The 20,375-nt window shown below is 39.9% G+C and carries 21 protein-coding genes; 20 read left to right on the top strand and 1 reads right to left on the bottom strand.

Annotation, left to right across the window (positions count from 1 at the left end; translation table 11 throughout):
• The first annotated feature begins 9 nt into the window (after window positions 1–9).
• The 11 genes from C5695_RS18585 (at window position 10) to pyrG (ending at window position 10,200) form a co-directional block, all read left to right on the top strand.
• Window positions 10–1,122 (top strand): acyl-CoA dehydrogenase family protein, encoded by a 1,113-nt coding sequence (locus tag C5695_RS18585; RefSeq protein ID WP_117732357.1) that lies wholly within the window; start codon window positions 10–12, stop codon window positions 1,120–1,122.
• A 21-nt stretch (window positions 1,123–1,143) separates the two neighbouring features.
• On the top strand, window positions 1,144–2,286 hold the full coding sequence (locus tag C5695_RS18580) for an acyl-CoA dehydrogenase (protein ID WP_117732355.1): 1,143 nt from the start codon (window positions 1,144–1,146) through the stop codon (window positions 2,284–2,286).
• Window positions 2,287–2,625: 339 nt separating this feature from the next.
• Window positions 2,626–2,817 carry a hypothetical protein gene (locus C5695_RS18575; RefSeq protein ID WP_025093874.1) on the top strand — a complete coding sequence of 64 codons (192 nt, stop codon included), beginning with the start codon at window positions 2,626–2,628 and terminating at the stop codon, window positions 2,815–2,817.
• 1,051 nt (window positions 2,818–3,868) lie between these two features.
• Window positions 3,869–4,159 carry an uberolysin/carnocyclin family circular bacteriocin gene (locus C5695_RS18570; RefSeq protein ID WP_025093875.1) on the top strand — a complete coding sequence of 97 codons (291 nt, stop codon included), beginning with the start codon at window positions 3,869–3,871 and terminating at the stop codon, window positions 4,157–4,159.
• 151 nt (window positions 4,160–4,310) lie between these two features.
• Entirely contained in the window at window positions 4,311–4,520 is a 210-nt protein-coding gene (locus tag C5695_RS18565; protein ID WP_117732353.1) for an uberolysin/carnocyclin family circular bacteriocin, read from the top strand.
• Between the two features lie 695 nt (window positions 4,521–5,215).
• A complete protein-coding gene (locus tag C5695_RS20720; protein WP_233230755.1) occupies window positions 5,216–5,662 on the top strand; it encodes a hypothetical protein in 447 nt (148 codons plus the stop codon).
• Between the two features lie 13 nt (window positions 5,663–5,675).
• On the top strand, window positions 5,676–6,206 hold the full coding sequence (locus C5695_RS18555; protein WP_117732348.1) for a stage II sporulation protein M: 531 nt from the start codon (window positions 5,676–5,678) through the stop codon (window positions 6,204–6,206).
• Between the two features lie 30 nt (window positions 6,207–6,236).
• A complete protein-coding gene (locus tag C5695_RS18550; protein WP_117733199.1) occupies window positions 6,237–6,851 on the top strand; it encodes an ATP-binding cassette domain-containing protein in 615 nt (204 codons plus the stop codon).
• Window positions 6,830–7,336: a hypothetical protein gene (locus tag C5695_RS18545; protein WP_117732346.1), complete on the top strand. Its 507-nt coding sequence runs from the start codon at window positions 6,830–6,832 to the stop codon at window positions 7,334–7,336. Before C5695_RS18550 ends, C5695_RS18545 begins: the two co-directional genes overlap by 22 nt.
• Before the next feature lie 478 nt (window positions 7,337–7,814).
• Complete coding sequence (gene rpoE, locus C5695_RS18540) at window positions 7,815–8,354, top strand: DNA-directed RNA polymerase subunit delta (RefSeq protein WP_117732344.1); 540 nt, start codon at window positions 7,815–7,817, stop codon at window positions 8,352–8,354.
• Window positions 8,355–8,592: 238 nt separating this feature from the next.
• On the top strand, window positions 8,593–10,200 hold the full coding sequence (gene pyrG / locus C5695_RS18535; protein WP_117732342.1) for a glutamine hydrolyzing CTP synthase: 1,608 nt from the start codon (window positions 8,593–8,595) through the stop codon (window positions 10,198–10,200).
• 41 nt (window positions 10,201–10,241) lie between these two features.
• Here pyrG and C5695_RS18530 read toward each other — a convergent pair whose 3' ends face one another.
• Window positions 10,242–10,772: a DUF2529 domain-containing protein gene (locus C5695_RS18530; protein ID WP_117732340.1), complete on the bottom strand. Its 531-nt coding sequence runs from the start codon at window positions 10,770–10,772 to the stop codon at window positions 10,242–10,244.
• Window positions 10,773–10,952: 180 nt separating this feature from the next.
• Here C5695_RS18530 and C5695_RS18525 point away from each other — a divergent pair, with 180 nt between their 5' ends.
• The 9 genes from C5695_RS18525 (at window position 10,953) to malS (ending at window position 20,299) form a co-directional block, all read left to right on the top strand.
• The gene (locus C5695_RS18525) at window positions 10,953–11,327 is read left to right on the top strand and encodes a response regulator (RefSeq protein ID WP_003214681.1); all 375 of its coding nucleotides are present in this window, start codon (window positions 10,953–10,955) and stop codon (window positions 11,325–11,327) included.
• Window positions 11,328–11,505: 178 nt separating this feature from the next.
• A complete protein-coding gene (locus C5695_RS18520) occupies window positions 11,506–12,363 on the top strand; it encodes a class II fructose-bisphosphate aldolase (protein ID WP_117732338.1) in 858 nt (285 codons plus the stop codon).
• A gap of 112 nt (window positions 12,364–12,475) precedes the next feature.
• A complete protein-coding gene (fsa, locus tag C5695_RS18515) occupies window positions 12,476–13,114 on the top strand; it encodes a fructose-6-phosphate aldolase (RefSeq protein ID WP_003215343.1) in 639 nt (212 codons plus the stop codon).
• Window positions 13,115–13,361: 247 nt separating this feature from the next.
• Window positions 13,362–14,651: a UDP-N-acetylglucosamine 1-carboxyvinyltransferase gene (locus tag C5695_RS18510; RefSeq protein ID WP_041087823.1), complete on the top strand. Its 1,290-nt coding sequence runs from the start codon at window positions 13,362–13,364 to the stop codon at window positions 14,649–14,651.
• Between the two features lie 32 nt (window positions 14,652–14,683).
• The gene (gene glpX, locus C5695_RS18505; RefSeq protein WP_012011567.1) at window positions 14,684–15,649 is read left to right on the top strand and encodes a class II fructose-bisphosphatase; all 966 of its coding nucleotides are present in this window, start codon (window positions 14,684–14,686) and stop codon (window positions 15,647–15,649) included.
• A gap of 365 nt (window positions 15,650–16,014) precedes the next feature.
• Window positions 16,015–17,298: a transcription termination factor Rho gene (gene rho, locus C5695_RS18500; RefSeq protein ID WP_008354975.1), complete on the top strand. Its 1,284-nt coding sequence runs from the start codon at window positions 16,015–16,017 to the stop codon at window positions 17,296–17,298.
• A gap of 130 nt (window positions 17,299–17,428) precedes the next feature.
• The gene (gene rpmE, locus C5695_RS18495) at window positions 17,429–17,629 is read left to right on the top strand and encodes a 50S ribosomal protein L31 (RefSeq protein WP_003215407.1); all 201 of its coding nucleotides are present in this window, start codon (window positions 17,429–17,431) and stop codon (window positions 17,627–17,629) included.
• 87 nt (window positions 17,630–17,716) lie between these two features.
• Window positions 17,717–18,319 (top strand): thymidine kinase, encoded by a 603-nt coding sequence (locus tag C5695_RS18490; RefSeq protein ID WP_117732336.1) that lies wholly within the window; start codon window positions 17,717–17,719, stop codon window positions 18,317–18,319.
• A 279-nt stretch (window positions 18,320–18,598) separates the two neighbouring features.
• The gene (malS, locus tag C5695_RS18485) at window positions 18,599–20,299 is read left to right on the top strand and encodes an oxaloacetate-decarboxylating malate dehydrogenase (protein WP_117732334.1); all 1,701 of its coding nucleotides are present in this window, start codon (window positions 18,599–18,601) and stop codon (window positions 20,297–20,299) included.
• Window positions 20,300–20,375: the final 76 nt, after the last annotated feature.

Genomic DNA, 20,375 nt, shown 5'->3' with positions numbered 1-20,375 from the left:
GGAGTCAAGATGGATGTTTTGCTTACGGATCAACAGCGTCTCTGGAGAGAACAAACAGCAGCATTTGCACGCCAGCGTATATTCCCTGAGGTTGAAGCCATGGAACAAGGCCGGTTCCCAAGAGCACTTTTAGCTGAAATGGGACGCCAAGGCTTTCTAGGGATTCCAATACCAGCTTCGTATCAAGGCTTAGGAGCAGATTTTACAACGTATATCATCGCGATTCATGAATTATCAAAAGTGAGTGCGACCATCGGTGTCATTGTGTCCGTTCATACATCTGTTGTGACGATGCCTATTTTGGCTTTTGGAACGAATGAGCAAAAAGAATCCTATGTCCCGTTGCTTGCATCCGGACAGAAACTGGGGGCCTTTTGCCTGACTGAACCTAAGGCTGGTTCCGATGCCTCCAGTATTCAGTTAAGAGCAGAGCGGGCGGGCGACCACTATGTGTTAAATGGTACGAAAATGTTTATTACAAGCGGCGGGGAAGCAGAATTGTATCTTGTCTTTGCAGTGACAGATCCCGCCTCTGCGAAAAAAAACATATCGGCATTCATTGTCGAAAAAGGTACACCAGGATTTACGATCGGAAAAGATGAGAAAAAGATGGGACTGCACGGGTCAAAAACGGTCACGCTTCATTTTGATGGTGTACGGATTCCAAAACAGCAGCTTCTCGGTGTAGAAGGAGAGGGCTTTCACATAGCCATGTCTAGTTTAAATGCGGGGAGAATCGGTATCGCGGCTCAAAGTCTCGGCATCGCTGAAGCCGCTTTAACTGAGGCAGTCACGTATTTAAAGCAGCACCCGGCAGGCCTAGAAACGACCATTCGACTGGGAGATTTGGCGGCGAAGCTTGAAGCTGCCAAGCTGCTCGTTTATCAAGCGGCTTCTTATAAAGAGGCGAATCGTCCTGTTACAAAGGAAGCTTCAATGGCAAAGCTATTTGCATCAAAAACGGCGGTTGAGATCAGTACAGAAGTGATCCATTTACTCGGCGTGGACGGTTATACGAATCGCTATCAAGCACAACGTTACTTTCGTGATGCGAAAGTTTGTGAAATCTATGAAGGAACAAGTGAAATTCAAAGGCTAGTCATTTGTAAACAGCTCATATGAAATGAAACGAGGTGGCTCAAGATGCAGTTTCAATTAAGTGATGAACATGAAATGATTCAAAAAATGGTGAGAGACTTTGCGAAAAACGAAGTAGAGCCAACAGCAGCAGAGCGTGACGAAACAGAAACGTATGATCCAACTATTTTTCGCCAGATGGCAGAGCTCGGTTTAACGGGAATCCCTTGGCCAGAAGAGGTAGGCGGGATCGGGAGTGACTATTTAGCCTACGTCATCGCAGTTGAGGAGCTTTCGAGGGTATGCGCCTCAACAGGCGTCACCCTCTCCGCTCACACATCTCTCGCCTCGTGGCCCATCTATACTTTCGGAACAGCTGAACAAAAGGAAGCTTATTTAAAGCCGCTTGCAGAAGGACAAAAGGTAGGGGCATACGCACTAACCGAGAGCGGTTCAGGTTCAGATGCCGGCGGAATGAAGACAACGGCAGTAAAAACAGGGAGCGAATATGTCCTAAATGGTGCGAAAATCTTTATTACAAATGGTGGCATTGCGGATTATTACATTGTGTTTGCTGTGACAGACCAAGAAGCTACATCTCGAAATACGACCGCCTTTATTGTAGAAAAAGACACACCTGGCTTCTCAGTTGGCAAAAAGGAAAGCAAACTGGGTATCCGCTCATCGCCAACGACAGAGATTCGATTTGAAGATTGCCGGATTCATGAAAGGGACCGGCTCGGTCAAGAGGGAGAAGGCTTTAAAATAGCCATGATGACCCTCGATGGCGGCAGAAACGGCATTGCTGCACAGGCTGTTGGAATTGCACAAGGCGCTCTTGATGCGGCGGTCCAATACGCCAAGGAGCGTAAGCAATTTGGCAAACCTATCATTCAGCAGCAAGGGATCGCGTTTAAGCTGGCAGATATGGCAACCGCAATTGAAGCATCAAGACTGCTCACTTATCAGGCGGCATGGCTCGAAACGAAAGGGCTTCCGTATGGAAAGGAATCAGCTATGTCTAAGCTGTTTGCTGGAGATACAGCCATGAAGGTGACAACAGAAGCCGTCCAAATCTTCGGCGGCTACGGCTATACAAAGGATTACCCAGTCGAACGATACATGCGTGATGCGAAAATCACTCAAATTTATGAAGGTACACAAGAAATCCAGCGCCTAGTCATCTCGCGCAAACTGCTAGATATGTAGAAGCAAAAAAGACCACCTGACGTGAGGTGGTCTTTTTGGGTGTGATTCATTAAGTTTAATTACTAGCATACTCCAAGGTCTTTTTTGTCTTAGGATTATGTCAGCAACAGTGAACGAGCTTTAACGTATGAGTGACTGGTAACTGATAAAGTAGTGAGTATTGATACATATGAATTGTCAATATGACTACTAAAGTATTAGACTTCATTCATCTTATAGCTATTACCTACATACAAGGTAATAGTCAGGTTTTCCTGAATTTAAGATCATTTCCAGTTTCGATCCATATTATATTGGCATTATGTTAAAATTGAGGAAATATAAATATGGGAGGTTATTATGACCACAACTACTACCATCTTAGCTATTGTAACTTTAGTGATATGGATCATGGTTTCCGCAGAACTTTCAAAGTCTTCAAAGAAAGATCACAATGAAAAAGAAAATAGCCGTAGAAAATTAATTGTTTTAATGTTTGCAGGCATTATATTGACCATAGCAATAGTCATTTCATTACTTCAGAAACTCTAGTTTTCACCATCTAATTTTTTGAAATATTATATAGTATAAGTAAAAATTGAGATAGTCATCTCTTAAAATGCTTGAGAAATATATAACAAATTCATCTCATTCATAAATGTGTGCAGAAAGTGTTTTAAATTAAATGGATTTCTAAAATGATGAATATGATTCTACCTACATAAATGAACAAAGTTTTTTTGCCTGAAAATACAAAAATGACTATAAAGATGTTTAATGCGAAAGTAGCTAGTATGCTTCGTCATACGAACAAAAATAAAGATTTGAATAAAAGGTATCTATTTTGATATCAAAGCGAAGTCGAGGCAGCTCAATAGGAGTGTCTCGACTTTTTTGGAATTGAGGAAATTGATTCATTTTAACTAGGTAATTTAATCCACTTTATTCTTTTTTGACACCAATAAATAAGGACTTACGTTGTGTTTTAGAGGATAGTATGTTTATCACATTTTCTAATATGTTACAATTTTTCAAAAGCTATGTTAGGAACTGATATGTTTCCAAAAATTAATCGATTCCAAATACATGATACGTTTTTTTCTCCATAAGGACAATGTGTATGGTTGTACATCATTTCATTTCTCTTGAATCCGAAATAAAATCAACTCTCTTTTACATCCATGACATGATCTTCAGCGATTTTTTTGAAATTTGGCTCTGCCTTTAACGAAGGTGAGTTCCGATTGTTAAAGAATATCTCAGTAATAATCGCAGAACCACAAGCAGAAAGCTATCATCTCTTAAAAAATATAAGTGATATTCATTAAGTAAGTCATCATGCCCGTCTCTAAGATAAGCACTGAAGATATGAAATGTGTGACAGTGATTATCAGAAATTCTGACTAGATTATATGGAATCAGAGCATTTTATGCTATTACATAAGTGCCCTGTAAAAATGGAAAATGTACGTAAATCCTGATAAAAGCTGATTATAAATACCTTGAATTAAATAAATATTACAAATTTTCCAAAAAAATATTGAAATGTAATTTACTTCTTGCTAGACTAAAGAAGTAGTAAATAATCGAAGGAGGTCATATTATGACGAAAGCAACAGATTCTAAGTTTTATGCTTTATTATCGCTATCACTTCTTGCGGTAACATTAGTAGCTTTAGTGATTGGTAATGGTTCTTTGATTGCAGCAAATCTGGGTGTTAGTACTGCAACTGCGGCAACAGTAGTTAATTTCTTAGATACTTGGTCCTCAGTAGCGACAGTCATTACAATCGTTGGTGTTTTCACTGGCGTAGGAACAATTAGTTCAGGTGTAGCTGCTACTATTTTAGCTATCCTTAAGAAGCAAGGAAAAGCGAAAGCTGCTGCTTTTTAATCTCAAAAAAAAATCATCTCAATCTTTATTGAGATGATTTTTTTTCCAAAAGTCAGGTGAAATGGCGTTCAATAGACAATGATTTAAAAGCTAATTTAACGTTTTATGCCCATTGTGGATTGTAATAAAACATTAATTAGGAGGTAATTTTATGATGAAAGTAAAAAAACTTGGCTTATTCTCACTATTGTTAATTGCAGGTACAATGGCATCTTTAGTCGTTAGTAATGGTTCTTCGGTAGCGACAGTCATTACGAGCGTTGGCGTTTTCTTTGGGGTTGGGATCATTAGTTCAGGTGTAGCTGCTGCTATTTTGGCTGTACTTAAAAAACAAGGAAAAGCCAAGGCTGCTGCTTTTTAAAATGACTTATGCATAAAATAAATAAGCTATTTAAAATATATGATCAAAGCATAATGGGGTATCTCAATTATATTGGGATGATTCTTTTTTCTTTCATTGTTATGGTAGCCTTGATTTTCTATCGGAATGAGATTCCCAGCACTTACCTAAACAGCTTTATTTTTATTTCAATATATATTGTAGCTACAGCTAATATTAATCGTTGTGTATTACCGTATAGAAGACAGCAACCAGGCTTGGTCTTTATCTCTAAACAATTGTTGTTGAAACATTTATTCTTTACGATAAAAAAAGGATATTCAGTTCAATTACTTTTTGCTTGTTTCATCGCTTTAACCTTTTTGCTAGTAGAAAAACAATATGTCATTATGATACTAGCTCTTGTGGTCGTAATGCTTTCTTTTGCATCTCAATTATTGTCTGGTCTATTCAATATCATAAATAGAATACTCCTTTTGTTACAATTTTGGTATATCATAACGTCCGTATTTGAAGTAGTAATGATACTGCAAATAGTACAGGCTCTTCTTATTTACATTTACATAAGTAATTCTCATAGGATACCTTTGACAACTGGACTTTCCTTTCTAAAAAGTGCGAATAAGCAACATAGGTCTGGAAATATTCTGTATTTATTTTTGTCTTATATTACTAGTAATAAGATATTAATGATCTTAATAGGCGTATTAGTATCAGTGCTTACTTATTTCGCTCAATCCTTCTTAACGAAACTAGAAAATCTGCCTGCACTCATTTTGGTCTATATAAACTTTATCACGATCTTAGAAATCCTAATAGGTTCGAAAAAGGAAGAGATTGTGCTTGATAAAGCAAGAGTCGAGACCCTGCAAGCTTCATTAATTGTGAGTCCGTACGAGAGATTTAAATCCAGTACGATTTATTTATTATGTCTTGTACTGATTTTTGTCAGTGTGTGTGGAATTTTCGGAGTAATGATAAACACATCCGATATCTCAATTATTCTAAAAAATACGTTATCGCTTCCTTTAATCATCTTTATTGGGGTCGTATATTTCAGAAAAACAGAACTATTAATCAACGATTATGAACATAAGTTACTGAAGCTATCCTTGCCGATTTTATTACTCATATGTATTACCATTTTCACAATCACTTCATGAAAAGAGGAGGAAAATGATACATAAAAGATTGAAATATTTTTTGTGGTACTACTCTATCTACTGTATTTTGCTGATAGGTACAGGGATTTATCTTGGGAATATAGTCAACAAAGATTTATTTGAAGCAGCACCGCCAAGTTCGGGCCAGGAATTTATGTCTGTAGTCCTAACACATAACTTAACGAACTTTGCCATGTACTTACTGGGGTTCTTGTTGTCGCCTATATTTCAAATAATGGATTTTGGAGGCTCATCCTTCGTCATCACGATGGGTTTTCGAACGCTAGGAGCACAAGAAGCTTTAGGTAAACTAATTCCTCATGGGCTATTAGAATTTCCGAATATGTTGTTTTATCAAGGAATAAGCCAGTATGTGCTTTTCACACTAATTTATACGAAATCAATTAAAGTTGCTTTAGGTGTCATGAAAAAAATGATTCCTTATTATCTGCTATCGTTAGTCATCCTAATAATAGCTGCTTTTATTGAAGGGTATGATTCCTTATTATTTTCTATCATTATCAATCATAGATGGTTTTATTGAAGACTCTATATGAAAGAGAAGGGGATTCAAGTGGGATTAGAATTTGTAGAATGTACGAAGAAGTTCAAAGACAATATCATACTAGATAAAGTAAATTTTTCAGTTCCATCAGGTCTCTTTCATTTAGTGGGGCGAAATGGTGCAGGTAAAAGCACTCTCCTTAAAATGATAGCTGGTCTAGATAAGAGATACTCTGGAGATATTGAGATAAACAAAGAATCGACTCTTTATTTAAATGTTGATCCAATTGGCATTCACCCATTTACAATTAGAGAAAACCTAGAGATTCTGTGGAATACGTTTCATATTGTACCGACTGAAGAACAATTGGGTATTGTGAATGATTTTTTTGATGGTAACCTAGATGGTTCGTATAGCAGAGCATCTACGGGTATGAAAGCGAAGGTAGGATTATCTTTATTGTTCGTAAAAGATTGGAAAACCATTCTAATTGATGAAACCATGTCATCTCTAGATTCAGAGAGTATAGATATGCTATCTGAGAGGCTAGTGAATCTTTCTATTGAAAAAATTTCCACCATCATTTATGTTTCCCATAGCATGGTGAATAAGCGCTTAAACGATCATTCAAGCATTATGAGTATAGAAGATGGGAGGCTATTATGGAACAACGTCCAAGAATAACATCACTGATATCATTGGTCATTTTTATTCTGGCCAATTATTATTTCGTTACTTTTGCTATTGAATTGAATGGCTACATTTCGAAACTAGATGATTTAAGAGCTTTGTTAGAGGATATGTCCTATGAAACGATGCTGAATCTAATTGTTGTCATTACAACAATTCTCACCACCATCAGTCTCTTAGTACAATATCTCATCGCTAAATTCCTATTAATGCTCTTTGTTCCCGAGGTTAAGAGTCATTTGTTTTATGCTCTGATTCCTAAAATTATCATTATGTTTATTAATGTAATATGTATGGGGATCTTGCAAATACATAGCTTATGGCTGTACATCTTCACGGCACTTATAGGAGCAGTGTTGATCTTGTTCTTTTTTCAATACAAAAAAGCAAACTGGAAAGCAGCGATTCTCTTTGCGGCACCATTTATGATAGATGCTTTAATTTCCTTAGGAAAAGAAATAGTCGCTGTACTGTCATGAATAATAAGTAGAGCATGAACTGTCAAGTTAAACAAAGCTTGCGAAAAGAAGTAAAGGTATCCACATAAAAATCGAAAAAAAGTTTATACAATTTTTCATTAAAGGTACACGATAACTTAACCCGTTGACGTGTGCCTTTTTAACAATCACTTCGTACGAACGATAGTGAAACAGATGCTGTTATCTTGTACAGTCATTTTATTCGTTCATCATTGTTCAAATTTTCTCGTTTGGAATGAATAGAACGACGTACAAAAAAGCATGCCGTACACAAGAACCAGTCCAATTTCACGCAGATAAAGGACCAAAAGGTGCTCCTCGTGTGAAAAAATCAAAAATTAACATGATTAAAGGTGGCATAAACTCCCCTAATTTGTTTATAATGAGAGGTATGGTTTGTCGTAAAAATAAGGGATAATCACTTATTATTTCACTGATAAATGGATACATACATGTAATAGAAAGGGAGTGTCTGACCTTGAGTTTGAAAGAATACTCACAGGAACAGCTCAAACAAATGTCTTTAGTTGAACTTGCATATGAAATTTTCAGAGACAGCAAAACACCAATTACGTTTTCCGAGTTAATAGATGAAATGATCCGTTTGCAAGGGATACAAAAATCTGATCTTGATGATCGGCTTGCTCAATTTTATACAGACTTAAATATAGATGGCCGCTTTATTTCGTTAGGTGATCAGAGATGGGGACTTCGCAGCTGGTATCCAGTTGATCAAATGGAAGAAGAAGTTCAGCCAGCTGTGAAAACAAAAGCGAAAAAGAAAAAAACAAAAGCAGCTGTCGTTGAAGAAGACTTCGATGAAATTGAAGAGGAAGAAGAAATCGACGAGCTTGAAGAAGAACTTGATCTTGTTGAAGACGATGATGACCTCGACCTAGACGATGATGAGGAAATTGATGAAGAAATAGAAGACTTCGACGAAGATGATGACGAAGATGATGACGGCTTAACGGAAATTGAAGAAGACGATTTAGACGATAATGAGGAAGAAAAATAACCCTCTCAAACCGGTCCTCAAAACAGGACAAAACCGTCTTGACTTTCGAGAGCTAACTATGTAGTATGTATTTTGGGCTCTCTAAAAAGAGTACGTAAAGATACGTTCATTTACGCTCCCTTTCATTTATTTGAAAGGGAGCTTTCTTATTTTTCAAGAGATTTAGGGATACACTCTAAAAAGGATGAAGCTGTGCATGTCTAGTCATGCAAGGGTAAAAAAGAGAGGAGCATACGAAATGACAAAGTATATTTTTGTAACAGGAGGAGTTGTTTCCTCACTTGGAAAAGGAATCACGGCTGCATCATTAGGCCGCCTTCTGAAAAATAGAGGGATGGATGTCACCATTCAAAAATTCGATCCATATATCAACGTAGATCCAGGGACAATGAGTCCATACCAGCACGGTGAGGTATTCGTCACAGATGACGGTGCTGAAACAGACCTTGATTTAGGTCACTATGAGCGTTTCATTGATATTAACTTAAATAAGTACAGCAATGTCACAACGGGTAAAATCTATTCTACTGTTCTGAAGAAAGAGCGCCGCGGCGATTATTTAGGCGGAACTGTACAGGTCATTCCCCACATTACAAATGAAATCAAAGACCGCGTGTACCGTGCCGGAAAAGAAACAGGTGCAGATGTGGTCATTACAGAAATCGGCGGAACAGTGGGAGACATCGAATCTCTTCCATTCCTTGAAGCGATTCGTCAAATGAAGAGTGACATCGGACGTGAAAACGTGATGTACATTCATTGTACCCTCGTACCTTACATTCGTGCAGCGGGTGAATTGAAAACAAAACCAACACAGCATAGTGTGAAAGAACTTCGCAGTCTTGGTATTCAGCCAAACGTTATTGTGGTCAGAACTGAAATGCCATTGGCACAAGATATGAAGGACAAAATTGCGCTATTCTGTGATATTGATACAAAAGCTGTTATCGAATGCCAAGATGCAGACACGCTATACTCTATTCCGCTTGATTTACAAAAACAAGGACTAGACAAGCTTGTATGTGAACATATGAAACTTGACTGTCAAGATGCAGATATGACGGAGTGGACAGCGCTAGTCGATAAAGTGCAAAATCTTTCGAAACAAGTCACAATTGGTCTTGTAGGGAAATATGTTGAGCTGCAAGATGCTTATATTTCTGTTGTTGAATCACTTCGTCATGCTGGTTATGCGTTTGATGCAGATGTTCAAATTAAATGGATCAATGCAGAAGAAGTGACGGCAGAGAATATGGCTGATTTCGTACAAGATGTTGATGGCATTATTGTTCCTGGAGGCTTCGGAGACCGCGGAGTAGAAGGGAAAATCATTGCCACGCAATATGCACGTGAAAACAAAGTGCCATTCTTCGGCATCTGCTTAGGAATGCAAGTTGCGTCTATCGAATATGCGAGAAACGTACTAGGTCTTGAGGGCGCTCATTCAGCGGAAATCGATCCTGAAACAGCATTCCCAATCATTGACCTTCTTCCAGAACAGAAGGATGTAGATGATCTAGGCGGAACTCTTCGCCTTGGTCTATACCCATGTAAATTAATTGAAGACTCAAAAGCATTTGCTGCATACAATGACGAAGTGGTCTACGAACGCCATCGTCATCGCTACGAGTTTAATAACGAATACAGACAGCAAATGGAATCTGCAGGCTTTATCTTCTCTGGTACAAGCCCAGATGGACGTCTTGTTGAAATTATCGAGCTGAAGGATCACCCTTGGTTCCTTGCGTCTCAGTTCCACCCAGAATTCGTTTCAAGACCGACAAGACCACAGCCATTATTTAGAGATTTCGTTGGTGCTTCACTGCAAGCATCTGAATCAAAATAAAACAAAAAACTGCCGAGAATAGCATGTTCTCGGCAGTTTTTTTATTCATATTCCTCAACGATTTCTTTTACTGTAAACGATAGGGCGTGGTAGACGTATAAGCACGTCATTAAAGCAGGAAAACCAAACCTTGTTCCATCTTCAGCGGGTACAAGCGGTTTCTTGAGCTGAAAGTCAATGTGGACATCACAATGCTCCTCAATGATGGATGGCTCCTTTTGTGCAGGCCCGACACCCACAACGGCCGTACCTTGAGCGTGCAGCTCTTTGACAAGAGATTGAATCTCCTGATCTTCTGGATCTGAATAAAATAGCAGCACCCTGTCACTCGGATGGAGTAAGCTACGTTCCGTGTGATCAAGCGGCAGTACTTTCGCACCTGGAAATGGCTCCATGCTTTCAGATGCCTCGAGCGCTACAGCGGCTAGTTCATTTTTTCCATGAAAATAAACGGCATGTCCACTGACAACGGCCTGTGCAAGAAGACGTGCACCATCTTCAATCGCTTCAGCTTGTTTTTCTCCAATACGTGAAAAAATACCTGATAACTGGGTTGTGAAAATTTTTAACAAGACTCATTTCCTCCTTCGGTCAGATCATTTTATAATAGAATATAAAGAGAATATTAGGAAAAATGCTCAGAAAATGTCGTAAAGTAAACTATTATAATTAAAGGAAATGTGAAAATCAAACAGAATTATTTAACAACAGCTCTTTTTATGGCGAAAAATGAAAGCAATGGGGTGTAACAGATGAATGAGAAAATTTTAATTGTCGATGATCAATATGGTATTAGAATATTATTGAATGAAGTGTTTCATAAAGAAGGCTATCAAACCTTCCAAGCCGCCAATGGACTTCAGGCGTTAGATATTGTGAAAAATCATAGACCCAACCTTGTGCTACTTGATATGAAAATTCCCGGAATGGATGGAATTGAAATTTTAAAGCGCATGAAATTAATTGATGAAGACATCCGTGTCATCATTATGACAGCTTATGGCGAATTAGATATGATCCAAGAATCCAAAGAACTCGGTGCTTTGACGCACTTCGCTAAACCTTTTGATATTGATGAGATCCGAGATGCTGTGAAAGAATACTTGCCGCTCGAAACAAATGGCTAAATGGAAATGATTGAATCGAGCCATTCTGTTGCCGATTTGTCGAATAATTGGTATTCTAGATAAGAAGAAGAAAGCGATCTGACTTTGAAAGTTTACATATGGCGAGAAATTCTGGTCATGCTAGGGTGGAGAGCTTTTTTTAGCAAGTAAATTAGCTACATAGGGAGGATTTTTCATCATGCCTTTAGTTTCAATGACAGAAATGTTGAAAGACGCAAAGGAAAAAGGTTACGCTGTTGGACAGTTTAACTTAAATAACTTAGAATTCACGCAAGCGATTTTACAAGCTGCTGAAGAAGAGAAATCTCCAGTTATCTTAGGAGTATCTGAAGGAGCAGGACGCTACATGGGCGGCTTCAAAACTGTTGTCGCAATGGTAAAAGCGTTAATCGAAGAATATAATGTAACAGTTCCTGTTGCGATTCATTTAGATCACGGTTCAAGCTTTGAATCTTGTGCAAAAGCCATTCATGCAGGATTTACTTCTGTCATGATCGACGCTTCTCACCATCCATTCGAAGAGAACATAGCAACAACTGCAAAAGTAGTTGAGCTTGCACATTTCCACGGTGTATCTGTAGAAGCTGAGCTTGGAACTGTTGGTGGACAAGAAGACGACGTCATCGCTGAGGGCGTTATTTATGCTGATCCAAAAGAGTGCCAAGAGCTCGTAGAACGCACTGGCATTGACTGCCTTGCACCTGCATTAGGTTCAGTGCATGGCCCATACAAAGGTGAACCAAACCTTGGATTTGCTGAAATGGAAGAAATTGGAAAATCAACTGGTCTTCCACTTGTTCTTCACGGCGGAACAGGTATTCCAACTGCTGATATCAAGCGTTCGATTTCCCTTGGTACAGCGAAAATCAATGTAAACACTGAAAACCAAATTGCTTCTGCGAAAGCAGTACGCGAAACACTTGCTGCAAAAACAGAAGAGTATGATCCACGTAAATATCTTGGACCAGCTCGTGACGCAATTAAAGCGACTGTTATTGGCAAAATGCGCGAATTTGGTTCTTCTAACCAAGCATAATTTGATGAGAACTGAAAGCCGCCTGAGTCACAGGCGGTTTTCTCCATATCTTGAGAAAGCGCAATCAAAATTTACATTTCAGACAATTTATTGATAGGAGAGTGGCACGATTATGTTATTTTTCGTAGATACAGCAAATATCGCAGACATTAAAGAGGCGCACGAGCTTGGCATTTTAGCAGGCGTCACAACAAACCCTAGTTTAGTAGCGAAAGAAAAGGACGTATCATTCCACGACCGTCTTCGCGAAATCACTGACGTCGTATCGGGTTCTGTCAGTGCAGAAGTCATTTCCCTTAAAGCAGAAGAAATGATTGAAGAAGGAAAAGAGCTTGCTGCCATTGCGCCAAATATCACGGTTAAAATTCCAATGACAACAGATGGTCTTAAAGCTGTCAAAGCGTTAACAGACCTTGGAATTAAAACAAACGTTACTTTGATTTTTAGTGCAAACCAGGCATTGCTTGCAGCTAGAGCTGGTGCGACGTATGTTTCTCCATTCCTCGGCCGCTTAGATGACATTGGCCAAAATGGTCTTGATCTCATCAGCGAAGTGAAAACCATTTTTGATGTTCATGGATTAGATACACAAATCATTGCTGCATCCATTCGTCACCCGCAACACGTGACAGAAGCTGCGCTTAGAGGTGCTCATATCGGCACAATGCCACTGAAAGTCATCAAGCAGCTGACAAAACACCCATTAACGGATGCAGGCATCGAGCAATTTTTAGCAGACTGGAACAAATAAGTGATTGTGGCAGACGGGATTGGCTCTCGTTTGCCGCAGTTTTTCTAAAAAACGCTAAGAAATGTTTTGTGCAAAGAAGAGAACATCACAGCCTCGCAAAGCTTCGATTATTTTTCTTCCGACAAATTTCGTTTAACCTGTATTCTTTCTCTTGATATTGGCTAAATTTTGGACAAGACCTTTTAAAGCGCGACATCCACAAACAGTATAACTCCAACAGTGATCTTCTTTAAGAAGGGAGACAAATATGGAAAAGTTAAACATTGCCGGCGGTGATCCCTTGCGCGGGACCGTACATATTAGTGGTGCGAAAAATAGTGCAGTGGCACTGATTCCTGCCACGATTCTCGCTGATTCTCCAGTAACCATTGAGGGCCTTCCGCATATTTCAGATATTGACACATTACGAGATCTGTTAGAAGAGATTGGCGGAAAGGTCACTTTTGAAAAAGGTGAAATGGTCGTCAATCCTGCTTCCATGATCAGTATGCCGCTTCCTAATGGGAAAGTGAAGAAATTGCGTGCATCCTATTATTTAATGGGGGCCATGCTGGGCAGATTCAAGCAGGCTGTCATCGGGCTTCCTGGAGGATGTCACTTAGGACCTAGGCCGATCGATCAGCATATCAAAGGCTTTGAAGCACTTGGAGCCGAGGTGACAAACGAACAGGGTGCGATTTATTTGCGCGCTGAGAAATTAGTCGGAGCCCGTATTTACCTTGATGTTGTTAGTGTAGGTGCGACCATCAATATCATGCTGGCAGCCGTACTGGCTGAAGGGAAAACGGTCATTGAAAATGCCGCAAAAGAACCCGAAATTATTGATGTAGCGACTCTTCTTGCAAGCATGGGAGCGAAAATCAAAGGTGCGGGTACTGATGTGATTCGAATCGAAGGTGTAGAATCTCTTCATGGCTGTAAGCATTCCATCATCCCTGATCGCATAGAAGCAGGCACATTTTTAATTGCAGGTGCTGCGATGGGAGATGAAGTTGTACTTGATAATGTGATCCCAACTCATTTAGAATCAATTACGGCGAAACTTAGAGAAATGGGGTTCACCATTGAAACTAGCAATGATCAGATGCTGATCGTTGGCAGAAACGAAGGACTCAAGCCTGTCGATATCAAAACCCTTGTGTATCCGGGCTTTCCGACTGACCTTCAGCAGCCGATGACGGCGCTGTTAACAAAGGCGAAAGGCACGAGTGTGGTCACAGATACGATCTACTCAGCCCGCTTTAAGCACATTGACGAATTGCGTCGAATGGGTGCGAACATGAAGGTGGAAGGAAGATCCGCCATTATTACTGGACAAACGCAGCTTCAAGGAGCGAAGGTGAAAGCAAGTGACCTGCGTGCAGGTGCTTGTCTCGTCGTCGCAGGATTAATGGCAGACGGTGTGACCGAAATCACAGGGCTTGAACATATAGACAGAGGATATAGTTTGCTTGAGAAGAAGCTTGAAGGCTTGGGTGCCACCATCTGGCGTGAAAAGCTGAATGACCAAGAAATAGAAGAACTTCAAAATTCATAAGGCTTTGACTGTGAGAGGAGATTTGGACAAAAATGGAAAGAAGTTTATCGATGGAACTAGTACGGGTGACAGAAGCAGCCGCATTAAAATCTGCCCGCTGGATGGGAAGAGGACTAAAAGACGAAGCGGATGATGCTGCAACAAGTGCAATGCGTGATGTATTTGATACCATTCCGATGAAAGGGACAGTAGTCATCGGCGAGGGAGAAATGGACGAAGCACCAATGCTTTATATTGGGGAAAAGCTTGGGAACGGATATGGACCTCGCGTGGATGTGGCTGTTGATCCATTAGAAGGAACAAATATTGTGGCAAGCGGCGGCTGGAATGCCTTAGCTGTTATTGCGGTTGCAGATCATGGCAACTTGCTGAATGCACCTGATATGTACATGGATAAGATCGCAGTAGGTCCAGAAGCGGTAGGCTGCATCGACATTGAAGCGCCTGTCATTGACAATCTTCGCGCTGTAGCAAAAGCAAAAAACAAAGATATTGAAGATGTGGTTGCGACGATTTTAAACAGAGATCGACATGAGAAAATTATTGCTGAACTGAGAGAAGCAGGAGCAAGAATTAAATTGATCGATGATGGTGACGTTGCAGGAGCCATTAATACAGCATTTGATCACACAGGTGTTGATATTTTATTTGGTTCAGGCGGAGCGCCAGAAGGTGTCCTTTCTGCTGTTGCGTTAAAGGCACTTGGTGGTGAAATCCACGGAAAGCTTCTTCCTCAAAGTGAAGAAGAACTGAGACGCTGTGAGAAAATGGGGCTGGATGTTGGCAAAGTCCTAAGGATGGAAGACCTTGTAAAAGGTGATGATGCCATTTTTGCAGCGACTGGTGTAACGGACGGCGAGCTATTAAAAGGTGTTCAATTCAAAGGCTCTGTTGGAACAACACATAGTGTTGTTATGCGTGCGAAATCGGGTACGGTTCGTTTTGTAGACGGCAGACACAGCTTAAAGAAAAAACCGAATCTTGTCATCCGTCCGTAATGTGAAAGCGGGTATTCATTACCCGCTTTTCATATAGGTGTCAAATGTATATCATTTTTCTTTTTAAAGTTGAATATTCTCTGCAAATGAGGTAAAACTAAAGAGTGCTGCGAAATTTTCTGCGAATTTACTTCTTTTAAGCTTCAAAAGTTTAAATACTGCCGCATCATGACGATATACTCATTATCCTTCTCTATGTTGACAAAGCTCAATTTCACATTGTTCCTATCTTTCACGATAAAACGAGTGGGAGCGTTACCATCAGAGCGAGGTCATACCAACAAAAACGGAATTAAAAGCTAATCAAATACAATGGTCATGCATTTGTAATGAAATACATTGACTAGAAAAGTGTGGTGTCCATATTGAAAGATGTTTCGATTTCATCTTTGGAAAATATGAAATTAAAAGAGCTGTATGAGTTAGCAAAACGATACAAAATCTCTTATTACAGCAAACTAACAAAAAAAGAATTAATTTTTGCCATCTTAAAGGCGAACGCTGAGCAAGAGGATCTCTTATTTATGGAAGGGGTTCTTGAAATTATTCAGTCTGAGGGATTTGGTTTTTTAAGACCAATCAACTACTCCCCAAGCTCTGAAGACATTTATATTTCTGCTTCACAAATCAGACGTTTTGATTTACGAAACGGAGATAAGGTGTCTGGAAAGGTACGACCTCCAAAAGAGAATGAACGCTACTATGGCCTCCTTCATGTCGAAGCGGTAAATGGGGACGACCCAGAATCAGCTAAGGAACGTGTTCACTTTCCTGCACTCACGCCGCTATTCCCTGATCGTCAAATGATTCTTGAAACACAGCCTAATCACCTGTCTACTAGAATTATGGATATGATGGCGCCAGTTGGATTTGGGCAGCGTGGTTTAATTGTTGCACCGCCTAAGGCTGGGAAGACCATTTTGCTTAAAGAAATTGCTAACAGTATTTCTGAAAATCACCCAGAGGCAGAGCTAATTGTCCTTTTGATTGACGAACGTCCAGAGGAAGTAACAGACATCGAACGTTCTGTTGCAGGGGATGTTGTTAGTTCAACCTTTGACGAAGTACCGGAAAACCACATTAAAGTAGCAGAGCTTGTATTAGAACGTGCTATGCGTCTTGTTGAACATAAGAAAGATGTCATCATCTTAATGGACAGCATCACAAGGCTTGCGCGGGCATACAACCTTGTCATCCCGCCAAGCGGCCGAACGCTTTCCGGTGGTATTGATCCAGCGGCTTTCCACCGTCCAAAGCGCTTCTTTGGTGCTGCGCGTAACATTGAAGAAGGCGGAAGCTTGACGATTTTAGCGACTGCGCTTGTTGATACCGGATCACGTATGGATGATGTCATTTATGAGGAGTTTAAGGGAACGGGGAACATGGAGCTTCATTTGGACCGCTCTCTTGCAGAAAGAAGAATTTTCCCAGCGATCGACATTCGCCGTTCTGGTACCAGAAAAGAAGAACTGCTTGTACCAAAAGAGCATCTTGACCGTCTATGGGCGATGAGAAAATCGATGTCAGATACACCTGACTTTGCTGAGAAGTTCATGCGCAAAATGAGAAAAACAAAGACAAACCAAGAATTTTTCGATATTTTAACGCAAGAATGGAAACAAGCCAATATGTCTGCATCAAGAAGATAGCTTGTTGAAAAAATACATTTGCAATCATAGACTCACACTGTTATAATTTTATCATGTGCGTTTCAGAATTTATTCTGAGATATTAACTCTGTTTCCGAATTGGATTCAGGGCGGAAGGAGATGACAGTAGATGAAAACAGGAATTCATCCTAACTACAAAAAAGCTACAGTCAAATGCGCTTGTGGAAATGAGTTTGAAACTGGATCAGTAAAAGAAGAGGTACGCATCGAGATTTGCTCTGAGTGCCATCCTTTCTATACAGGCCGTCAAAAATTCGCTTCTGCTGATGGACGTGTTGACCGCTTTAACAAAAAATACGGTCTTAAGTAATAATAGATACAATAAACAGGCAGGAATCCGTTCTTGCCTGTTTTTTTACGTGGATTGATGGAACTTTAAAACGGGGGAGAAGACCTTATGTATGTGATGAAACAAAGCGGTTGGCTTGAAGTCATCTGCGGAAGTATGTTTTCTGGAAAGTCGGAAGAATTGATTCGGAGAGCCAAAAGAGCCACCTTTGCCAAACAAGAAGTAAAAATATTCAAACCAGCGATTGATAACCGATATAGTATAAGTTCAGTTGTTTCACATAACGGTTCATCGGTCGATGGGATTGCAGTAGCCTCACCAAAAGACATAATAACGCACATATCAGAAAGAACCGATGTCATTGGCATTGATGAGGTGCAATTTTTTGATGAGACAATTATTGACATTGTCACTCAATTGGCTGATAAAGGCTACCGAGTCATTGTTGCAGGCCTTGATCAAGACTTCAGAGGAGAGCCATTTGGTGTTGTTCCGCATTTAATGGCATGTGCAGAGCTTGTAACAAAACTTCAAGCGGTTTGTTCGGTATGCGGCTCCCCAGCGAGTAGAACACAACGCTTGATCGACGGTAAACCCGCATCCTATGATGATCCCATTATTTTAGTAGGTGCGCAGGAATCATACGAAGCACGATGCAGACATCACCATGAAGTACCAAGACTTGACGTTGGTACAACACTTGACAATTAAAAAAATAGCAAATGCCGCTGTGTTTCGTTTTTCGAGATTTTGGCTGAATACCCATCATTTGTACTTAAATAAATTAAATAACGCTACGAAAAAATTATCTAATTTTCAACGCTTGCGTTTTAGCATAAGCAGGCATAAAATGACTAACTGTAGTGTAAAGCATTTCAACGAAAAGTTCGATTTCTTGTCATAATTTTTTTGATTAAGGATTTTCCTCCTTAATCGTTCTTTAAATTAATAGTTCACTTTATTTATATTTTAGAAAGAGGGTAGTTTTTGATGAACAACGTGAAGAAAACAAAAGAAGGGTACCTCGAAACCACTTTGACAGGTAAAGATGTATTATCGATTCCGACGTTGAACAAAGGCGTTGCTTTCTCTGAAGAAGAAAGACAAGAGCTTGGACTAGAAGGCTTACTTCCTCCAACAGTTCTTACTTTAGAACAACAAGCGGAGAGAGCGTACAAGCAATTTCTAGCTCAGCCAGATCGTCTTCGTCAAAACGTATACTTAAGTGATTTGCAAAACCGTAACGAAGTATTGTTCTATAAGCTTCTTACAGACAAGCTTCGTGAAATGCTTCCTGTTGTGTACACACCAACTGTTGGTGAAGCGATTCAAGAATACAGCCATGAATACAGAAGACCTCATGGTGTCTATCTTTCAATCGACGACATTGACGGCATTGAGAAAGCATTTGAAAACTTACATGCAACAGCAGGGGATATTGACCTTATCGTTGCTACTGACTCTGAGAGCATTCTTGGAATTGGTGACTGGGGTGTTGGTGGTATCAACATCGCAATCGGTAAATTAGCTGTTTATACGGCTGCAGCAGGTATTGATCCAAGTCGCGTAATTCCAGTTGTACTAGATGTTGGAACAAACAATGAAAAATTATTGAATGATCCATTGTACATTGGGAACCATCATAAACGTGTACAAGGTGAAAAATACGAAGAATTCATTGATGCTTATGTAAAAGCAGCGCTTAAATTCTTCCCGAAAGCATTGCTTCACTGGGAAGACCTTGGAAACAAAAATGCGCGTAACATCATGAAAAAATACAACGATAACATCTTAACATTCAATGATGATATTCAAGGTACTGGTGCCATTACTTTAGCGGGTGTTCTTGCAGCTGTCAAGAAAACGGGTACTCAATTGAAAGATCACCGTGTGATGATTTTCGGAGCTGGATCAGCTGGTATCGGAATCGCAGATCAAATGCGTGACACAATGGTTCTTGAAGGTCTAAGTGAAGAAGAAGCAAACAATGCTTTCTGGACATTAGACTATAGAGGATTGCTGACTGATCAGTTTGAAGCTGAAGTATTTGATTTCCAAAAACCATACCTTCGTTCTGCTGATGAAGTAGAAGGCTGGGCACGTGATGAAAAAGGACAAATCTCATTTGCTGAAACTGTTCGCCAGGTGAAGCCAACTATTCTGATTGGTACATCAGGTCAAGGCGGCGCATTCACTGAAGAAATCATTAAAGAAATCGCGGCTCATACAGAGCGTCCAGTGATCATGCCAATGTCTAACCCAACACCACTTGCGGAAGCAGTTCCAGAAGATCTATTCAAATGGACTGACGGCCGTGCGCTTGTTGCAACAGGAAGCCCGTTCGAAAACGTTGAGTATAACGGAATTGAACATGAAATCGGACAATCAAACAATGCGTTCGTTTTCCCTGGACTTGGTCTTGGTTCAATCGTAACGGAATCAAAAATCATCACAAAAGGCATGTTCGTTGCTTCTGCAGATGCGATTGCTGAAATGGTTGATCATGATAAACCAGGTGCTGGTCTTCTTCCAAGCATTGATAAATTGCAAGAAGTATCTATCAAAGTGGCTATCGAAGTGGCAAAAGCAGCCATTAAAGATGGTGTCGCAAGAAAAACGCCTGAAGACATTGAACAAGCTGTGAAAGATGCAATGTGGATTCCTGAATATAAAAAAATTGTAAGAGCATAATAAAATGTGTAATGCGGCATTGTTTCGGGTAATCTAAGCAATGCCGCAATAAAATAAGAAACTTGTAGAGGATTCA

This window comes from Bacillus pumilus (assembly GCF_003431975.1).
GTDB lineage: Bacteria > Bacillota > Bacilli > Bacillales > Bacillaceae > Bacillus > Bacillus pumilus_N.
This window is presented reverse-complemented; position numbering and strand designations above follow the sequence as displayed.